Source organism: Roseivirga sp. YIW32 (assembly GCF_057219245.1).
Map to the genome: position 1 here is coordinate 210769 of NZ_JBXVVG010000001.1, position 14714 is coordinate 225482.

A 14714-nucleotide genomic window follows, 5' to 3' on the forward strand; every position below is an offset into this window, starting at 1 on the left:
ATGAGAAAGTATTTGTTTGCATTGGTTTTAGTGGCTGTAATTGGTAGTCTTTTAAAAGGGCAAACCGATTCCTTGCGTTTGGAAATGGAAGGGGAAAAGGCCTTTGTGATCCATAAGGTTTTGGCGAAGCAGACGCTTTTTGCTTTGGCTCAACGCTACGAAACAACCGTGGAAGCGATCAGGAAAGAAAATCCGACGGTTGCAAGCGGACTGCAAATCGGTCAGACCTTGAAGATCCCGTTCGGGGGTAAGTTGCCTGAAAGTGAAACGGCTGAAGAAGTTCCTGTCGAATATCAAATGCACAAGGTCCAAGAAGGTGAGACCTTATTCTCAATAGCAAAAAACTATGGAGTGAGCGTTGCTACCCTCAAGGCTTGGAATGGTTTGGAAACGAATGCCATCTCATTGAATCAAGAATTGAAAGTCCAAGTAGTCAAAGAGGCCGGTGCTACCCAAGTATCTGTGGAAGAAGTACAAGAAGCTGAAGAGGGAACTGTCGATGAGGCACAACCGCAAGAGACAAGAGACACGATCGCCTATCAGGGGACGCCATTTCAGCAAGTAGTGATCGAGGGAATAGCCGAAGTCATTACGGAAGAAGAACCTTCCAGTATGTTCTTTGCGCTCCATAGAACGGCAAAAAAAGGAACCGTGATCAAGGTGAGAAATTTGATGAATGACCTGACCGTTTATGTGCGCGTTATCGGTACCATTCCGGAAACGTCCAATAATGAGGACGTCATGATCAAGTTGAACCAGCGCGCTTACGAGAACCTAAAAGCAATTGATAAGCGCTTTAGAGTGGAATTGAGTTTCTTCCAATAATGTCAGCTTATCGGCAAGAGGAGCTGAAAAATTTCCTTGAATCCAAGGTTTCCCAATACAATCAACCGGAGTTTATCGCGCATGACCCCATAGTTGTTCCGCATGCGTATACCAAAAAAGAGGATATCGAGATCACAGGTTTTTGGGCCTCTATGCTTGCCTGGGGGCAACGAAAGACCATCATTAACAAGTGTCATCAGTTATTTGAGATGATGGACAATGCGCCTCATCAGTTCATTACACAGCACAAGGACTCAGACCTGAAGCCCTTCCTTAAGTTCAAACACCGCACTTTTAATGATATCGATACCTTGTATTTCATTGATGCGCTGAAACGCATTTACCTTGAGTTAGGCTCGATGGAAAAGGCTTTCGTTCTTGGGTTTAACGAAGGTGACGAACATATCGAACAGGCACTGATCGCTTTTCATGGCTATTTTTTCAATTCGGAAGATGCACCACAACGCACGCGGAAGCACATTGCAACCCCTGCGAGAAAGTCGGCATGTAAGCGATTGAATATGTTTTTACGATGGATGGTAAGGAAGGATGACCAAGGGGTTGACTTTGGTATCTGGGATGAGATCAGCATGTCTCAATTGATCTGTCCTTGCGATCTTCATGTTGACCGCGTCGCTCGTAACCTCGGCTTGGTTAGTCGCAAACAAACGGATTGGCAAATGGCCTTAGAGTTGACGCAGTCCTTGAAACGGCTAGACCCAAACGATCCCGTCAAGTATGATTTTGCCTTGTTTGGTTTGGGAATAGAGGAGCGCTATTAAACGTTAGGCGCTTGTCCACGTAGCGTACTGCAGGTTTCTTAGCAGGTCAATGTTGTTTCCAGGTCGAGGGACTTTTTCTCCATTCTTGCAGGGTCTCAACATCTGCTTCAGTGATGTATCCAGAGCGTACCGCTTCTTCTAACATGATCGAGTAATTGCTTAGCGTATGAAGCACAATGCCTGCTTCCTTAAAGTTTTCATCCGCAATAGGAAATCCGTAGGTGAAAATGGCCAACATTCCCAGCACCTCTATACCGGCAGCTTGCAGGTCTTTGGCTGCTTTTATCGAGCTACCTCCTGTTGAGACCAAGTCTTCAATCACCACTACCTTTTGACCGACCACGGCCTTTCCTTCGATCAAATTGGTCATGCCATGTCCTTTCGGTTTTGAACGGACGTACAAAAAAGGCAGGCCTAAGGCTTCTGCAAGCAGCGCACCTTGTGGTATGCCCGCTGTAGCCACACCCGCAATGGCTTCTGCATCAGCGAACTTCTCTTTGACCGATTGGGCCAGCGATTCTTTGATATAGGTTCTGATTTCTGGAAATGATAACGAAAGTCTATTGTCGCAATAAATGGGCGATTTCCAGCCAGATGCCCACGAGAAGGGTTGTTCAACATTGAGTTGGATTGCCTCTATTTTTAGAAGAGAAGAGGCGATTTTTAAGGCTGATTCTTTTTGTTTTACGCTCATTTCCATGCTGCGAAGTTAAGATATTTTTTTTCTGAAATAGTCTTCGAAACTGTTCAGTTTCTTACAGAAATTTTGTCATATTGTTCGACAAAATTATTCTCCGTGAGGATATATATTAAAGACACTCCGTTACGAATTAAGCACTTGAAAGAGGAGGGCGACCGTAGCCAGTATGATGTGATTGTCGAGGCTGACGATTTTTTAATAAATGAACGGTTGATCAAGGGCAACATGTTGATCCTAAATGCGAATCGGGGATTGATCAAGTCCATTCTCTTCATTTTGCATAATAAAAAGCTGAAGGCCCTTAACTCGGTGACCATTACCACCGACATGTATGAAGAATCTGTGGCGTACATCAAGAGCAAGTTCAAGATCATTAAGGCAGCCGGAGGCTTGGTTTACAAGGAGGGAAAGGTCCTCATGATCCATCGCTTAGGGAAATGGGATCTGCCGAAAGGGAAGATCGAAAAGAAGGAATCATTGAGTCAAGGCGCACTGCGCGAAGTGGAAGAGGAGTGTAACATCAAGGCAGAACTGCGAGAAAAGATCTGTACCACTTGGCATACCTACACCAAGGGAGAACAAAGCATTTTGAAAAAGACGGTATGGTATCACATGTCTTGTGTCGACGATTCGAAAATGCGGCCGCAGCTTGACGAAGGCATTGATGAGGTCAAGTGGATGAGCAAAAAGGAATTAGACGTCGCTTTTTACAATGCCTTCCAGTCCATCAGGCATGTCTACAAGAAATTCAAAAAGAGTATTGCGGTCTAAGCCACTTGCCTAGAGATGGTAAGGTAAGTATTTAGATACATCGCCTTTGTACTTGTGAACCTCTCTGATGATCGAAGAATTGACCGCAGCCCATTCGGGTGAGGTGATCAAAAAAACCGTTTCTAGGTGGTCATTGAGATCTCGGTTGACCTGCGAAATGCTGTTCTCATATTCGAAGTCTGTTGTGTTGCGCAAGCCTCTTAGGATGAACTGAGCATCGTATTTTGATGCCAGTTGCGCGGTCAACTCACTGTATACGACGACGGATACCTCCGGTCGGGTCACGAAGGTTTCGTTGATCTTCTTCTCCATGAACTCAATGTCAAAATAACGGTTCTGTTTTTGGCTATTGTAGCCAATGGCAATGACGATCTCATCGAATAAGGTCAAGCCTCTTAGAACGATATCTTCATGTCCCTTTGTAAAAGGATCAAAGGAGCCGGGGAAAAGAGCAATACGCTTCATGATCACAAATTAGCGAGAATTTCGGTGTATTCGAAGGGCTCCAATTCATTAAAGACAGGATGTACTTTTAGATCAATAGGTCGTTTTCCCATTTCAATGGTATTGAAATACTTCTTAAGTACCGGCACAAAGGCATCTATGGTTGCTCGTTCACCGGTTAAGATCAATGGGGTTTTTACTCGATCCGTTGAAAACTGTTGGCAAGAAAGTGCGGCGATCTTTGCCAAGTGATCGGCATTTTTAAAGACAAATTGATTGTAGATGGCCAGCTTTTCAAAATTTAAACCAGCGATTAGCGCATGTTGTCCTCTGAGGTCTAAATGAACAGAGGCCGGGGCATTTGGTTTTTGTTGCTCCTTGAGCTGATGAAGAAAGGCCACCCCTTGATGGGAGAAGCGCAAGTTGACTTTCGGATACTTTTGCTTGAACCAGCCTTTGATCTTTTCCTGATAAGCGAAAGCAAAACTCAAACCGAAGGCATCAAGTTGTTTGAAGTGATAATTATCCTCTTCTGGACTGGTCAGGTCATTCAACCTTACGTATTCAAATAGTTTCGTCTTGTCAAAAAGAGGGCCTGGAATCAGGGCGAATTTATTGTTTCTGAAGAAGACCTGTATTTCATGCCAAAACCCTGCAGCGATCAAGATATGTTCTTTGTGGAGATGGTCTAGACTGGATAAGATATCTTCTGAAGAAGACTGGTCTTGCTTTTCAAAAAGCAATAGACGGTTGGTTTGAATGTCTTTAACGCCGACTTCAATGGAGTCATTTCCAATAAAAAACGAAAGGCGATAATGATCGATGTGATCAATATTCAGCCTTTCGTCTTTTATGGATACGCTTTGTTTATAGATGGCTTTTGCCACGTTTATTGCCAGTTACCGGCAGTCGTAATGTCAGTTCTTGAACCAAATCGCAAAGGTCGTCTACTTTCGATCTCCGAGTCATCGGTTCTTGTTCTATCGTAAGGATAGGTGTCAACAACTTCAATGTAATCTACCGCTACACCATTTCTAACAGAATCTTTGGCATAGAGTGAGAAGTACTTGCCAGGTGCATGAGGAAGCTCAGGTAGCTTTGACACATTGTATCCAGGTGCCAACAAAGAGTCTCTTACTGATACCACACCAATGGTATCATAAAAGAATTCTGATTTTTCAGCACCATAATCGAGCATGGTGATTTTTTCAGTACGTTGGATGATGTAAATGTTCCCTGAGTCAGCATAAGAAATCAACTTTTCCCATGTTTCTGCATAATTGCCATAAGTTGACTGATATGCCTCTTGCACTGATCTGATCAATTCCAGCTTGGATTTAACTGAATTTTCAATGCGTTCGATGGTCTTTGCTTCTTCTATTGTCGCGTTGATGCTATCGAATAGCACATAACCCACAGCGATAGCTGCCAGAAAAAGTACGACCGTAAGTATTTTAGTTAAGTTCATTTTAGAAGGTTGACATTTACAATATTAACTAATCGTTTAGGTAATCCCTATCTTTTGAACCGCTAGTTTATGTATTATTAATGAAATTTGAAATAACCTTTTTGATTAATCAACGTTTCCAGGTCCTTAGAATTTTGTAAAACGTAATGCAGGCTGTCATAATCAGTGTTTTTGAGTACCTGCAAATCTTTGAAATTTGCTTCAGTTAATATTTGGTCGGTAACTGACATTTCAGGATCATGGCCTAAACCCAATTCTCCATCGACTATTTTGACTCGAAAGAATAGTTCAATCCCATGCAAGGGTGGATCGAGGTATTCATGCACGAATAGAAATTCGACTACTTCGATGTCCAAATGGGTTTCTTCTCGGAACTCTCGTTTAAGGGCTTCTTCTGCCGATTCTCCGTACTCCATGCCACCACCGGGCGGAGCCCACAAGGAGCCTGTTTTTCCCAAGTTCTTGTGTTTCATCAAAAGGAGCTTGTTCTCTTGAATGCAGATCCCACAAACTCGAATTCTCAAGCGGTTGCCATAAGCTTCATTGATAACTACCGTCGCATCATCCATAGCTAAATATGAGGTGGATTAATATCTTTGCCAAAAATAGAACGAGTGGTGAAGGTATTTAATGAGAATTTTAAGGGCAGAGTGGAGAAGTTTTTGGAACGTCAGCATTTCATGAAACTTGTTGGCTTCGACCTGAATGTGATCGAGGCAGGCAGAACGGAAGGATGGCTTACCCTTTCCTTGGTTCATCAGCAACAGACCGGCTTGGTTCATGGTGGGGTCACTGCGACATTAGCCGATATCGTTGCCGGATTTGCTGCATATACCCTTGTGCCTGAAGACCAGCATGTGGTAACGGGAGAGCTGAAGATCTCTTACTTTGCACCAGGCAAAGGTGATAAATTGCAGGCCATAGGCTATGTGGTGAAACAGGGTAGGAAAGTAAATTTTTGTGAAGCAGAAGTATGGTGCCACAATGGAAATGAAAAGACCTTAATTGCCAAGGCAACCACCACGATGGTGACCATACCCCCTAAAGCATAAGCTTGGCAAAACCGTCAGAGATATTAAAGACCAATTTTCCTTTTACCCCAACAGCGGGTCAACAGCAGCTATTTGAGCTGTTTGATCCTTTTCTGCTGGATAAGGACCAGGAGAAACCCACCTTGATCTTGAGGGGTTATGCCGGAACTGGAAAGACCACCATTGTCAGTGCCATTGTCAAGACCTTGCCTTTCTTCAACATGCGGTATGTGTTGATGGCCCCTACAGGCCGTGCAGCGAAGGTGATGTCTTCCTATGCCAAACGAACCGCTTTTACCATTCACAAAAAGGTGTTTCAGCAAACAGCAGCACCGGGAGGAGGGCTGACGTTTAAACGGCAAAGGAACTACCATAAGCAAACACTTTTTATTGTTGATGAAGCCTCTATGATCTCTGATCATCAGGAATATGGAAAGAAGGGACTCCTTGCTGACCTGATCGACTATGTGTTCTCGCAGGAAGGAAATAAGTTGTTGCTTATTGGCGATGTGGCACAGCTACCTCCAGTTGGGCTCACGGAAAGCCCCGCGCTTGAAAAAGCTTACCTAAGTGCTCAGTTCAAAACCGATGTAGAGAGTTTGGAAATGACTGAAGTCATGAGGCAAGATGAGGCCTCAGGGATCTTATTCAATGCCACGAATTTACGAATGGAATTGGCCAAAAAGGAATTTGCTATCCGGTTCGCCACTAAAGGTTTTAAGGATACCTTTAAAATGACCGGTGAACGATTGGAGGATGGCTTGCGCTATGCCTATGACAAATACGGTACAGAGGAAACGGCCATCATCTGCAGGAGCAACAAGAATGCAGTGCAATACAATCAATACATCCGCCGGACCATTCAATACAGGGAAGATGAGTTGGATGCAGGAGACCTGCTCATGGTCGTTCGCAACAATTACACTTTCCTGCCGGAGGAAAACGTTGCCGGCTTCATCGCCAATGGAGACTTTGTGGAAGTGTTGAAGATCATGCGCTTTGAAGAGTATTATGGCTTACGGTTCGCTGATTTGCGGCTTCGTCTGTTGGACTACCCCGATATGGAGCCTTTCGAAGCCAAAGTCATTCTTGATACACTCCATGGTCATGATGCCTCATTGAATGATCAGGCTTACAAAAGGCTATATGAGGAAGTATCGGCAGATTATGCGGACATCGCCTCGAAAACGGAGCGGATGAAAGCCATTAAAAAAGATCCCTTTTTGAATGCGCTACAAGTGAAGTTTGCTTATGCCTTAACCTGTCACAAGTCGCAAGGCGGTCAATGGTCAGCAGTTTTTGTAGACCAAGGCTACTTGACGGACGAAATGGTCGATCGAGAATATGTAAGATGGCTTTATACGGCCGTTACTCGTGCAAAAGAAGAGCTCTTCTTGGTGAATTTTAATAATAGCTTTTTCTAGCTCAAGGTTTGGTATTCCATACCCCCAGGCCGATAAAGACCCAACCGAGAATGAAGCCAACTCCTCCAATAGGGGTAATGGCACCGAGCCACGTCACATTGGTAAGCGAAAGGGTGTACAAGGATCCGCTGAAAATGAAAATACCCCCTAAGAAGCAATAAACGGCCCATTGGAAATAATGATGTTCCATGTTCAGCATCAATATTCCCAAAAGCAGCAGGGCCAGGGTGTGGTAAAACTGATACTTGACGGCCGTTTCAAAGGTTTCTAAGCGACCATTTGACTGTAAAGTGGTTTCTAGTCCGTGGGCACCAAATGCACCAATGGCGACGGATAATGCACCTAAAATACTTCCGATCAGAACAACGGTTTTTGCACTCATTTTAGTGGTAGTTTCTCTCTCCAAATATAGCGGATCCAATGCGGACCATGGTACTGCCTTCTTCGCAGGCTACCTGAAAGTCATTTGTCATACCCATGGACAACTCTTGCATGTCAATTGTTGAGGAAGACATGGATTTCAATTCCTCAAAGAGGGACTTCAGGTGACGAAACTCAAGGCGAACCTTTTCCATGTCATCGGTATTGGTGGCCATGCCCATCAGCCCTACGATCTTGATATTCGACAATGCCTTGAAGTCCTCAGAATTGAGCATCTCTAGGAGTTCTTCCCTCGAAAAACCAAACTTTGTTTCTTCATCTGCAATGTGCATTTGCAAGAGACAACGGATGGTTCGATCATTTTTGACTGCCTGTTTATCGATCTCTTTCAGCAATCTCAGTGAATCTACCCCGTGGATCAAATGGACAAAAGGAGCGATGTATTTGACCTTATTTCGCTGTAAGTGGCCAATCATGTGCCATTCGATGTCTTTTGGAAGCTCCTCTGCTTTTTGTGTAAGCTCTTGCACTTTGTTTTCGCCAAAGGCTCTTTGACCCACAGCGTAGGCTTCCATCAGGTCGCTATTGGGTTTGGTTTTACTCACGGCGATCAAACGGGCTGAGCTGCCTTTTAATAGATCATTGAAATGCGTGATGTTATCGGCGATAGACATAAATATGGGGTTGTGAGTTGAGATTTCTATTATCTTTGGTAACTCAACTAGAGGAGCAAAGTTAGGGTAAATTCGAATTTGTTTCCCTTATTGTCGATTAATCTAAGTGATTACATGCCGATAATTGGATCTATTTTAAAGAAGGGAATTAAGCTCAGGGAAACACTTGAACAAGACTATACATCCCCTTATGACCTACAGAAGAAGGAATTATCAAAATTATTGATCAGCGCAAGAAGCACGCAGTTTGGCCGAAGTCATGATTTTCATCAAGTCCTGGAATCCTTCAGGAGTTTTGGTCCTCATGACTTTTTTGAAACCTTCAAAGCCAACGTGCCAGTGGCCGATTACGAGGCCATTAATGAGCGGTGGTGGAAGAAAACGCGAGACGGTGAAGCAGATGTTTGCTGGCCAGGCAAAACAAAGTTCTTTGCCTTGAGCTCAGGTACTTCAGGAGCCGCCTCTAAATATATTCCCGTCACCAAGGACATGTTGCGGCAGATCAGGAAAACAGGGACTCGTCATGTCTATACCCTGTCAAAATACAACCTGTCTGACCGGTTCTTTCAATCCGGCATGTTAATGCTTGGTGGAAGCACAAGCCTGAACTTTTCTGGAAATTATTATTACGGCGATCTTTCAGGAATCACTACAGGTCAACTCCCGGTTTGGGTCCAAGGGTTCTCTCGCCCAACGCCGAGGATCAAAAAGGAGAAGGATTGGGGCGTTAAGCTAGAAGACATAGTCGAAAATGCACCAAAATGGAATATAGGAATGATCGCGGGTGTACCGGCATGGATGACCATCTTGTTAGAGCGGATTATTGACCGTTATGGCGTTAAGCACATCCATGAAATATGGCCTAATCTTTCGGCTTATGTGCATGGCGGAGTTTCTTTTGAGCCCTATCGAAAGGGTTTTGATCGGTTATTGGGCCAGCCGATCTATTATATTGATACCTACTTGGCCTCCGAAGGGTTCATTGCATTCCAAGATGAGCCCAATAAAAGAAGCATGCGCATGGTACTTAATGGTGGAATTTTCCACGAATTCGTGCCCTTTACAGAGGAGAACTTCGATGATGACGGGCAACTCAGGCAAAACCCAAATACCTTGATGATCGATCAAGTGGAGGAGGGGAAGGACTACGCCTTGTTGATCTCGACCTGTTCGGGAGCCTGGCGTTATTTGATCGGTGACACCGTGCGTTTTGTAGACAAATACAATTCCCAGATCATCATAACAGGCCGTACGAAGCATTTCTTGAGTTTGTGTGGAGAACATCTCTCAGTCGATAACATGAACAGAGCCGTCGAAATGGCTTGTGAGGAGTTCAATATAGCCATCAAGGAGTTTACCGTTACCGGCGTTCCTGAAGGCTCCTTATTTGGTCATCGTTGGTACATTGGCACCGATGATGAGGTAGACAAGGAGGCACTCAAAGTTTTCATTGACGAAAATTTGAAAAAGCTTAATGATGATTATGCCGTCGAGCGTGAGCATGCGCTAAAGAGTTTTTATTTGGATGTACTACCGACCGAAACGTTTTATGCCTGGATGAGGGCACAAGGCAAGGAAGGGGGCCAGACCAAATTCCCAAGAGTATTGAAAAAGGAAAAGCTCGAAAGCTGGCACGCATTTCTTAACTCCACACATTAGCAAAGATCAATGGAGATCATCTTAAATGGGCTGCTTTACGGGCTTTTGCTCTGTGTTCTGATAGGGCCGGTTTTTTTTGCACTCATACAAAATGCCATTGAAAAGGGTTTTTACAGTGGGCTTTTCATGGCAATTGGCATTGCGCTGTCCGATGCCTTATACATCGCCATTGCCTACCTCGGCATCTCGCAATTGACTTCCAATGAGGCCTTTAATCAGTGGTTAGGAGGTATCGGCGGATTGATTTTGGTTGGATTTGGTGTTTTTTACTTGTTCAAGCCCGTTCCAAAAAAGGGGCTGAAGCAGTTGCATAAAGAATCAACCAAGTGGTTCCAGCAGATCTTGAAAGGTTTTTTACTCAATGGAGTAAACCCCTTTGTGCTCTTCTTTTGGATCGGTATTGTGAGCAACGTATCGCTCGATTACAGCACGAATGAGGCTATTACTTTTTTTGTGGTCCTGGTTTCTACGGTGTTTATCGTGGATGTCATCAAATCCTATTTCGCCGTGAAATTGGCACAGATCGTGACCCCACGTTTTATGCGCATCATGAACAGGGTGGTCGGCATTGCCTTGATCCTATTTAGTCTGCGCCTGTTCAACTTTGTCTTCCAGGCCGTATAACAATTGTTCCCATGAGCTGTTTGCCTAGTATGATGAAGCGCTACCTGCCTCTGCTTTTATTTTTCATGCTGTGTTCGTTCGACGTTTATGCCCAAGACCTTGGTCTGGTCAATTTCAATGAAGAACGCCTGCATATCCAACGAGTGGGCATGTTGACCCTTGGGGGTTGGGCACTTGGCAATATGGCAGTGAATGGGGCTTTATTGGCGAACCCGTCGAGTAATGAGCAAGGGCACTTCTACCGAATGAATATCTTTTGGAATGTCGTCAATTTGGGCTTGGCCGTACCGGGATATCTTGGGGTTATGGGCACTGATCCAGCATCCTTGAGCCTTGTGGAGTCAGCCCAAGAGTTCCATCGCATCAACAAGATCCTGTTGGTCAATGTCGGCTTGGATGTGGCCTACATTACAGGCGGCTTTTTACTTAAGGAGATGGCGAAGACCAGACCGAATAAGGAAGACATGTTCAGAGGATATGGCCGTTCTTTGCTGCTCCAAGGGGGATTCTTATTGGCCTTTGATATTGCTTTAGTTGCCCTGTTAGAAACAAAGAGCCCACAATTGAATCAATTGCTGGAGGTAGTGTCTTTTGGTGGAACGAGCGTTGCGCTGACCTTTCGGTTTTAATCTTCCAGAATATTGCCCATGAACGTGCTCTTGCTAAACAAGAACAGGATCAAAAAGCTGAGGCCCCATTTGGCATAAATGGGGTAAAAATCCGTGGTGTTTTTGTAGCGCGTTTCCTTGATTTCTGCTTTTTCGTATTCATCGATCAGCTCAAATACGTTAACCAGGGCCTCATTGTCTGATACGCGATAGAATTGACCGCTTCCGATCTTGGCGATCTCACGCAGGGTGGTTTCATCAAGGGTATTTTCTACATAGTTAGGTCGACCAAAAAAGTCTTTTCCGAAAGGCACTTTGCCTTCTTTGCCTATTCCAATAGAGTAGATTTTGATATCATAGGCTGCGGCCAATTCGGCTGCCGTGATGGGATCGATATTTCCTGCTGTATTATCTCCATCGGAAAGTAAGATCATCACTTTAGAGACCGCCTCCGATTCGCGCATGCGGTTGGTGCCTACAGCAATGGCCGATCCAATGGCAGTTCCTCTATTTTCTATTTTATTGAAATCAATCTCTTCATCGATGAATTTGAATAACAATTCATAATCGGTGGTTAATGGCGACAAACTGAAGGCATCGCCACTAAAGATCACCAAACCGATGCGGTCTTGCTGGCGCCCGGCGATGAAGTCTCTAGCCGTCTGTTTCGCCGCTTCAAGTCGATTAGGTTTAAAATCTTCGATGCGCATCGATTCCGAGATATCGATCACTACGACAATATCGATTCCTTCTGACCACTGTTCAACCTGTTCATTCGTACGCTGTGGTCTCGCTACGGCCAAGAGTAGGTTCATGAGGGTGAGGATCATGAGTATGCTGGGGACAAAACGTAAGTAGCTACTCCAATGCTTTTCAATTTCTTTTTTCGGAAGAGCAACTGCTAGTTTTTGTCCAATGCGATTGCCCAAAAGAAGCTTGAGTAGGTAAAGGAAGAACACCAATGGAATCAAATAAAGCACAAAGCCATTTGCCCAATCAAATGAGTTGAAGGCAGTTGGGGTAAACCATTCTGGCGAATACCATTTGTATATTGATTCGTCAAGCATTTTTTATCTCCTCAATTACGTGTTGATATCGATCTGTTGAATAGTCGCGTAAGAAATCAAAGTCATTCTGCAGGTCATTGACCTGAATGCGGCTATAGATGTTCTTGTCAATGGACTTCAATGTTTCTTCAAGCGATTGATTCCCTTGAACACTAACGAGTTCTTTGGTAGTGAGTTTGGTGTAAGGGACTTTTTCGAGGTCTTCCATGTATTGCTTCCAATACTTGAGCACCTGCTCAATGTCTTGCTTGGTACTGTGTTGATTGATCTTCGCTAATTCTTCATCAAATCGCACATAGAACTTTTGAATGGCTTTTTTGAGTCGGTAAAGTTTGATCTGTTTGTAGATCGCTTTACCCCAGATCAACATAACGATTAGCGCAAGGACACCTAATACGATCAACCCAATGATCCAATAAGGGTAATTGAACTGCGTGGCAACGGGTTGGAAGGTGGACGTCTCCTCAAGTGCAACTGAGTCGGGCATTTGGGTGACCACTTGATCTAAAATGATCGAATCAAAATCCGCCAATACCTGAATGCTATCTGCTCCGGTATAAATGAAAACGGGTAATACCAAGCGTTGTACCGTGTCGATTTCAAAAGTCGCGAGGTAATAGACCGCACTGTCTATGCTGTTGATGGTGTCAGAAGAGGTATCGAAATAAGCCTTATCGAAGAGCTCAAATGGTGAATAGTTAAAGGTGGAGTCAGGAAAAATGACCTTTCGGTTCCTTTTGTCTTTGTAGCTGAGCGAATAGGGTACCAATTCGCCGATCTTTACGCTATCTTTTAAAAAATAGCCTAAGGGCTTAGCATCCTGACCATTCAAGTGAACACCGATCAACCAAAACAAAACAAAGAGTACCAGTGGCTTTCTAGTCACGTTTATAGCTTTTATTTCTGATCTTGAATAGCTTGATCAATTGTGGAACATAGTTGTCTTTGGTGTTGATCTCGAGATAGTTGATCTGGTTTTTGCGACAGAATCGTTCGAGCTCGTCTTTGTTACCGGAATAAGTCTTTTCCAGTTTTTTTCTAAAGCCTGCAGAGGAAGTGTTCACCCAAACCGTTTTTCGACTTTCTTTATCGAATACAGGAACGATCCCCAAATTAGGCAGCTGCGTTTCACGATCGTCTTTTAAATGAATAACAACAAGGTCATGTTTTTTGGCCAGCAAGCGCAAACTGGGTTCATACCCTTCGTCAATGAAATCAGATATCAGGATCATGACTGATTTTTTACGAATGATCTCGAGCGCTTTTTTGATGCCGATGTCAATGTTCGTTCTGGTCGATTCGGGCTTGTGTTTATACAATTCGGTAATGATGGCATAGCCATGTTTTACCCCTTTGCCCGACTTTACATATTTTTCCTTTTGATCGGAGAAGGTCATGAGGCCAACTCGATTCTGCTCTTTGATCGCTGAAAGTGTCAAAACGCCGGCGATCTCCTTGCCAATGTCAACTTTTTGAGCACCCGGAGAACCAATTTCTTGTGAGGCACTCACATCTAACAAGAAAAATACGGTTTGTTCTTTCTCTTCTTTGAAGGTCTTCACGAAGGTGCCGTGACCTTTTGCGGAAACGTTCCAATCGATGGTTCGGGTATCGTCGCCATAAGAGTACTCTCGTACGCCATCAAATTCTAAACCTGAACCTTTAAAAATGGAATGAAAGTCGCCTTGCATCCTAGAGTTTATCGCCTTCCGGATCTGGATCTCGTATTTTCTAAGCTTAGAAATGATGTGCTCCATAATAAGGGGCTAAAATTAGGATTTATTTAAAATTTGTAAGGTTTTGAGCTTCTTAATTTTGGTTAACGCTTGCCATCGCTTCAAGAATAACCTGTACTTTCGCAAACCGAAGCCAATTAATAATTGTTGAAGTTAAAATTGACAGTAAGTGCTTAAAAAGGTTTTTCTATTGACGGTAATTGCTTGCCTGTTCTCTTGTAAAAGTGAACAAACTATTCCAGACAATATCATCAGCGAGGAAGAGATGATCAGTATGCTGATCGACATTCGTACGGCAGAAGGAAAGGTAAATGCCTTGAACCTTCCTACCGATTCAGCAAAAAACCTATTCAAATACGTTGAGCGCAGGCTTTTTGAAGAACATGCGATCGATTCGGCTGACTATATGGAAAGCTACGAGTACTATATGCTCAATTCTGAAAAGTTTCTAAAAATCACAGATACGGTGATCGATAGCCTAAAAGTAAGGCTACAGAAGGTCACAACAAATAATTGATAG

At 43.8% G+C, this 14714-nt stretch carries 19 protein-coding genes; 9 read left to right on the top strand and 10 right to left on the bottom strand.

Features of this window, described 5'->3' with window-relative positions; all coding sequences use genetic code 11:
- Together AC2D6U_RS01100 and AC2D6U_RS01105 are read left to right on the top strand one after the other, a co-directional pair.
- The gene (locus tag AC2D6U_RS01100) at positions 1 to 825 is read left to right on the top strand and encodes a LysM peptidoglycan-binding domain-containing protein (RefSeq protein WP_484719087.1); all 825 of its coding nucleotides are present in this window, start codon (positions 1 to 3) and stop codon (positions 823 to 825) included.
- Positions 825 to 1607 (top strand): TIGR02757 family protein, encoded by a 783-nt coding sequence (locus AC2D6U_RS01105; RefSeq protein ID WP_484719088.1) that lies wholly within the window; start codon positions 825 to 827, stop codon positions 1605 to 1607. The genes AC2D6U_RS01100 and AC2D6U_RS01105 overlap by 1 nt, the downstream gene beginning before the upstream one ends.
- 46 nt (positions 1608 to 1653) lie before the next feature.
- On the opposite strand, the gene pyrE is transcribed toward AC2D6U_RS01105, so the two are convergent.
- On the bottom strand, positions 1654 to 2301 hold the full coding sequence (gene pyrE / locus AC2D6U_RS01110) for an orotate phosphoribosyltransferase (protein WP_484719089.1): 648 nt from the start codon (positions 2299 to 2301) through the stop codon (positions 1654 to 1656).
- 144 nt (positions 2302 to 2445) lie between these two features.
- On the opposite strand from pyrE, the gene AC2D6U_RS01115 reads away from it, so the two are divergent.
- Positions 2446 to 3078 (top strand): NUDIX hydrolase, encoded by a 633-nt coding sequence (locus AC2D6U_RS01115; RefSeq protein ID WP_484719090.1) that lies wholly within the window; start codon positions 2446 to 2448, stop codon positions 3076 to 3078.
- Between the two features lie 9 nt (positions 3079 to 3087).
- On the opposite strand, the gene coaD is transcribed toward AC2D6U_RS01115, so the two are convergent.
- The 4 genes from coaD to AC2D6U_RS01135 all read right to left on the bottom strand — a co-directional run bounded on the left by coaD (position 3088) and on the right by AC2D6U_RS01135 (position 5559).
- Entirely contained in the window at positions 3088 to 3543 is a 456-nt protein-coding gene (gene coaD, locus AC2D6U_RS01120; protein ID WP_484719091.1) for a pantetheine-phosphate adenylyltransferase, read from the bottom strand.
- 2 nt (positions 3544 to 3545) lie between these two features.
- Positions 3546 to 4409, bottom strand: coding sequence for a DUF3822 family protein (locus AC2D6U_RS01125; RefSeq protein WP_484719092.1), 864 nt, complete (start codon positions 4407 to 4409; stop codon positions 3546 to 3548).
- Positions 4410 to 4411: 2 nt separating this feature from the next.
- Positions 4412 to 4990 (bottom strand): hypothetical protein, encoded by a 579-nt coding sequence (locus tag AC2D6U_RS01130; protein WP_484719093.1) that lies wholly within the window; start codon positions 4988 to 4990, stop codon positions 4412 to 4414.
- 77 nt (positions 4991 to 5067) lie between these two features.
- Complete coding sequence (locus AC2D6U_RS01135) at positions 5068 to 5559, bottom strand: NUDIX domain-containing protein (protein WP_484719094.1); 492 nt, start codon at positions 5557 to 5559, stop codon at positions 5068 to 5070.
- 45 nt (positions 5560 to 5604) lie between these two features.
- Between AC2D6U_RS01135 and AC2D6U_RS01140 the strand changes: the two genes are divergently transcribed.
- Positions 5605 to 6042: a PaaI family thioesterase gene (locus tag AC2D6U_RS01140; protein WP_484719095.1), complete on the top strand. Its 438-nt coding sequence runs from the start codon at positions 5605 to 5607 to the stop codon at positions 6040 to 6042.
- A 2-nt stretch (positions 6043 to 6044) separates the two neighbouring features.
- The gene (locus AC2D6U_RS01145; protein ID WP_484719096.1) at positions 6045 to 7445 is read left to right on the top strand and encodes an ATP-dependent DNA helicase; all 1401 of its coding nucleotides are present in this window, start codon (positions 6045 to 6047) and stop codon (positions 7443 to 7445) included.
- A gap of 1 nt (position 7446) precedes the next feature.
- Here AC2D6U_RS01145 and AC2D6U_RS01150 read toward each other — a convergent pair whose 3' ends face one another.
- Together AC2D6U_RS01150 and AC2D6U_RS01155 are read right to left on the bottom strand one after the other, a co-directional pair.
- Complete coding sequence (locus AC2D6U_RS01150; RefSeq protein WP_484719097.1) at positions 7447 to 7827, bottom strand: DUF423 domain-containing protein; 381 nt, start codon at positions 7825 to 7827, stop codon at positions 7447 to 7449.
- Between the two features lies 1 nt (position 7828).
- The gene (locus AC2D6U_RS01155) at positions 7829 to 8500 is read right to left on the bottom strand and encodes a YggS family pyridoxal phosphate-dependent enzyme (RefSeq protein ID WP_484719098.1); all 672 of its coding nucleotides are present in this window, start codon (positions 8498 to 8500) and stop codon (positions 7829 to 7831) included.
- 114 nt (positions 8501 to 8614) lie between these two features.
- On the opposite strand from AC2D6U_RS01155, the gene AC2D6U_RS01160 reads away from it, so the two are divergent.
- Genes AC2D6U_RS01160 through AC2D6U_RS01170 form a run of 3 tightly spaced genes read left to right on the top strand, consistent with a single transcriptional unit; the run spans position 8615 to position 11412 of the window.
- Positions 8615 to 10159: a GH3 family acyl-acid amido synthetase gene (locus tag AC2D6U_RS01160; RefSeq protein ID WP_484719099.1), complete on the top strand. Its 1545-nt coding sequence runs from the start codon at positions 8615 to 8617 to the stop codon at positions 10157 to 10159.
- A gap of 9 nt (positions 10160 to 10168) precedes the next feature.
- Entirely contained in the window at positions 10169 to 10783 is a 615-nt protein-coding gene (locus tag AC2D6U_RS01165; RefSeq protein ID WP_484719100.1) for a LysE family translocator, read from the top strand.
- Between the two features lie 11 nt (positions 10784 to 10794).
- Positions 10795 to 11412, top strand: a complete 618-nt coding sequence (locus AC2D6U_RS01170) for a DUF6992 family protein (protein WP_484719101.1) — start codon at positions 10795 to 10797, stop codon at positions 11410 to 11412.
- Here the strand turns inward: AC2D6U_RS01170 and AC2D6U_RS01175 are convergent.
- From AC2D6U_RS01175 to AC2D6U_RS01185, 3 genes are read right to left on the bottom strand one after another with little or no spacing between them, the layout of a single operon-like run.
- On the bottom strand, positions 11409 to 12458 hold the full coding sequence (locus tag AC2D6U_RS01175) for a vWA domain-containing protein (protein ID WP_484719102.1): 1050 nt from the start codon (positions 12456 to 12458) through the stop codon (positions 11409 to 11411). The two genes, AC2D6U_RS01170 and AC2D6U_RS01175, sit on opposite strands and share 4 nt — an antisense overlap.
- A complete protein-coding gene (locus AC2D6U_RS01180; RefSeq protein ID WP_484719103.1) occupies positions 12451 to 13344 on the bottom strand; it encodes a hypothetical protein in 894 nt (297 codons plus the stop codon). The genes AC2D6U_RS01175 and AC2D6U_RS01180 overlap by 8 nt, the downstream gene beginning before the upstream one ends.
- Positions 13337 to 14215, bottom strand: a complete 879-nt coding sequence (locus AC2D6U_RS01185; protein WP_484719104.1) for a DUF58 domain-containing protein — start codon at positions 14213 to 14215, stop codon at positions 13337 to 13339. The genes AC2D6U_RS01180 and AC2D6U_RS01185 overlap by 8 nt, the downstream gene beginning before the upstream one ends.
- Positions 14216 to 14363: 148 nt before the next feature.
- Between AC2D6U_RS01185 and AC2D6U_RS01190 the strand changes: the two genes are divergently transcribed.
- Complete coding sequence (locus AC2D6U_RS01190) at positions 14364 to 14711, top strand: DUF4296 domain-containing protein (RefSeq protein WP_484719105.1); 348 nt, start codon at positions 14364 to 14366, stop codon at positions 14709 to 14711.
- The last annotated feature ends 3 nt before the right edge of the window (positions 14712 to 14714 follow it).

Coding starts and splice junctions, on each gene's coding strand:
- AC2D6U_RS01105 (WP_484719088.1), top strand. CDS start 825: ATGTCAGCTTATCGGCAAGAGGAGCTGAAAAATTTCCTTGAATCCAAG.
- AC2D6U_RS01155 (WP_484719098.1), bottom strand. CDS start 8,500: ATGTCTATCGCCGATAACATCACGCATTTCAATGATCTATTAAAAGGC.
- AC2D6U_RS01175 (WP_484719102.1), bottom strand. CDS start 12,458: ATGCTTGACGAATCAATATACAAATGGTATTCGCCAGAATGGTTTACC.
- coaD (WP_484719091.1), bottom strand. CDS start 3,543: ATGAAGCGTATTGCTCTTTTCCCCGGCTCCTTTGATCCTTTTACAAAG.
- AC2D6U_RS01165 (WP_484719100.1), top strand. CDS start 10,169: ATGGAGATCATCTTAAATGGGCTGCTTTACGGGCTTTTGCTCTGTGTT.
- AC2D6U_RS01135 (WP_484719094.1), bottom strand. CDS start 5,559: ATGGATGATGCGACGGTAGTTATCAATGAAGCTTATGGCAACCGCTTG.
- AC2D6U_RS01150 (WP_484719097.1), bottom strand. CDS start 7,827: ATGAGTGCAAAAACCGTTGTTCTGATCGGAAGTATTTTAGGTGCATTA.
- AC2D6U_RS01185 (WP_484719104.1), bottom strand. CDS start 14,215: ATGGAGCACATCATTTCTAAGCTTAGAAAATACGAGATCCAGATCCGG.
- pyrE (WP_484719089.1), bottom strand. CDS start 2,301: ATGAGCGTAAAACAAAAAGAATCAGCCTTAAAAATCGCCTCTTCTCTT.
- AC2D6U_RS01160 (WP_484719099.1), top strand. CDS start 8,615: ATGCCGATAATTGGATCTATTTTAAAGAAGGGAATTAAGCTCAGGGAA.
- AC2D6U_RS01100 (WP_484719087.1), top strand. CDS start 1: ATGAGAAAGTATTTGTTTGCATTGGTTTTAGTGGCTGTAATTGGTAGT.
- AC2D6U_RS01130 (WP_484719093.1), bottom strand. CDS start 4,990: ATGAACTTAACTAAAATACTTACGGTCGTACTTTTTCTGGCAGCTATC.
- AC2D6U_RS01170 (WP_484719101.1), top strand. CDS start 10,795: ATGAGCTGTTTGCCTAGTATGATGAAGCGCTACCTGCCTCTGCTTTTA.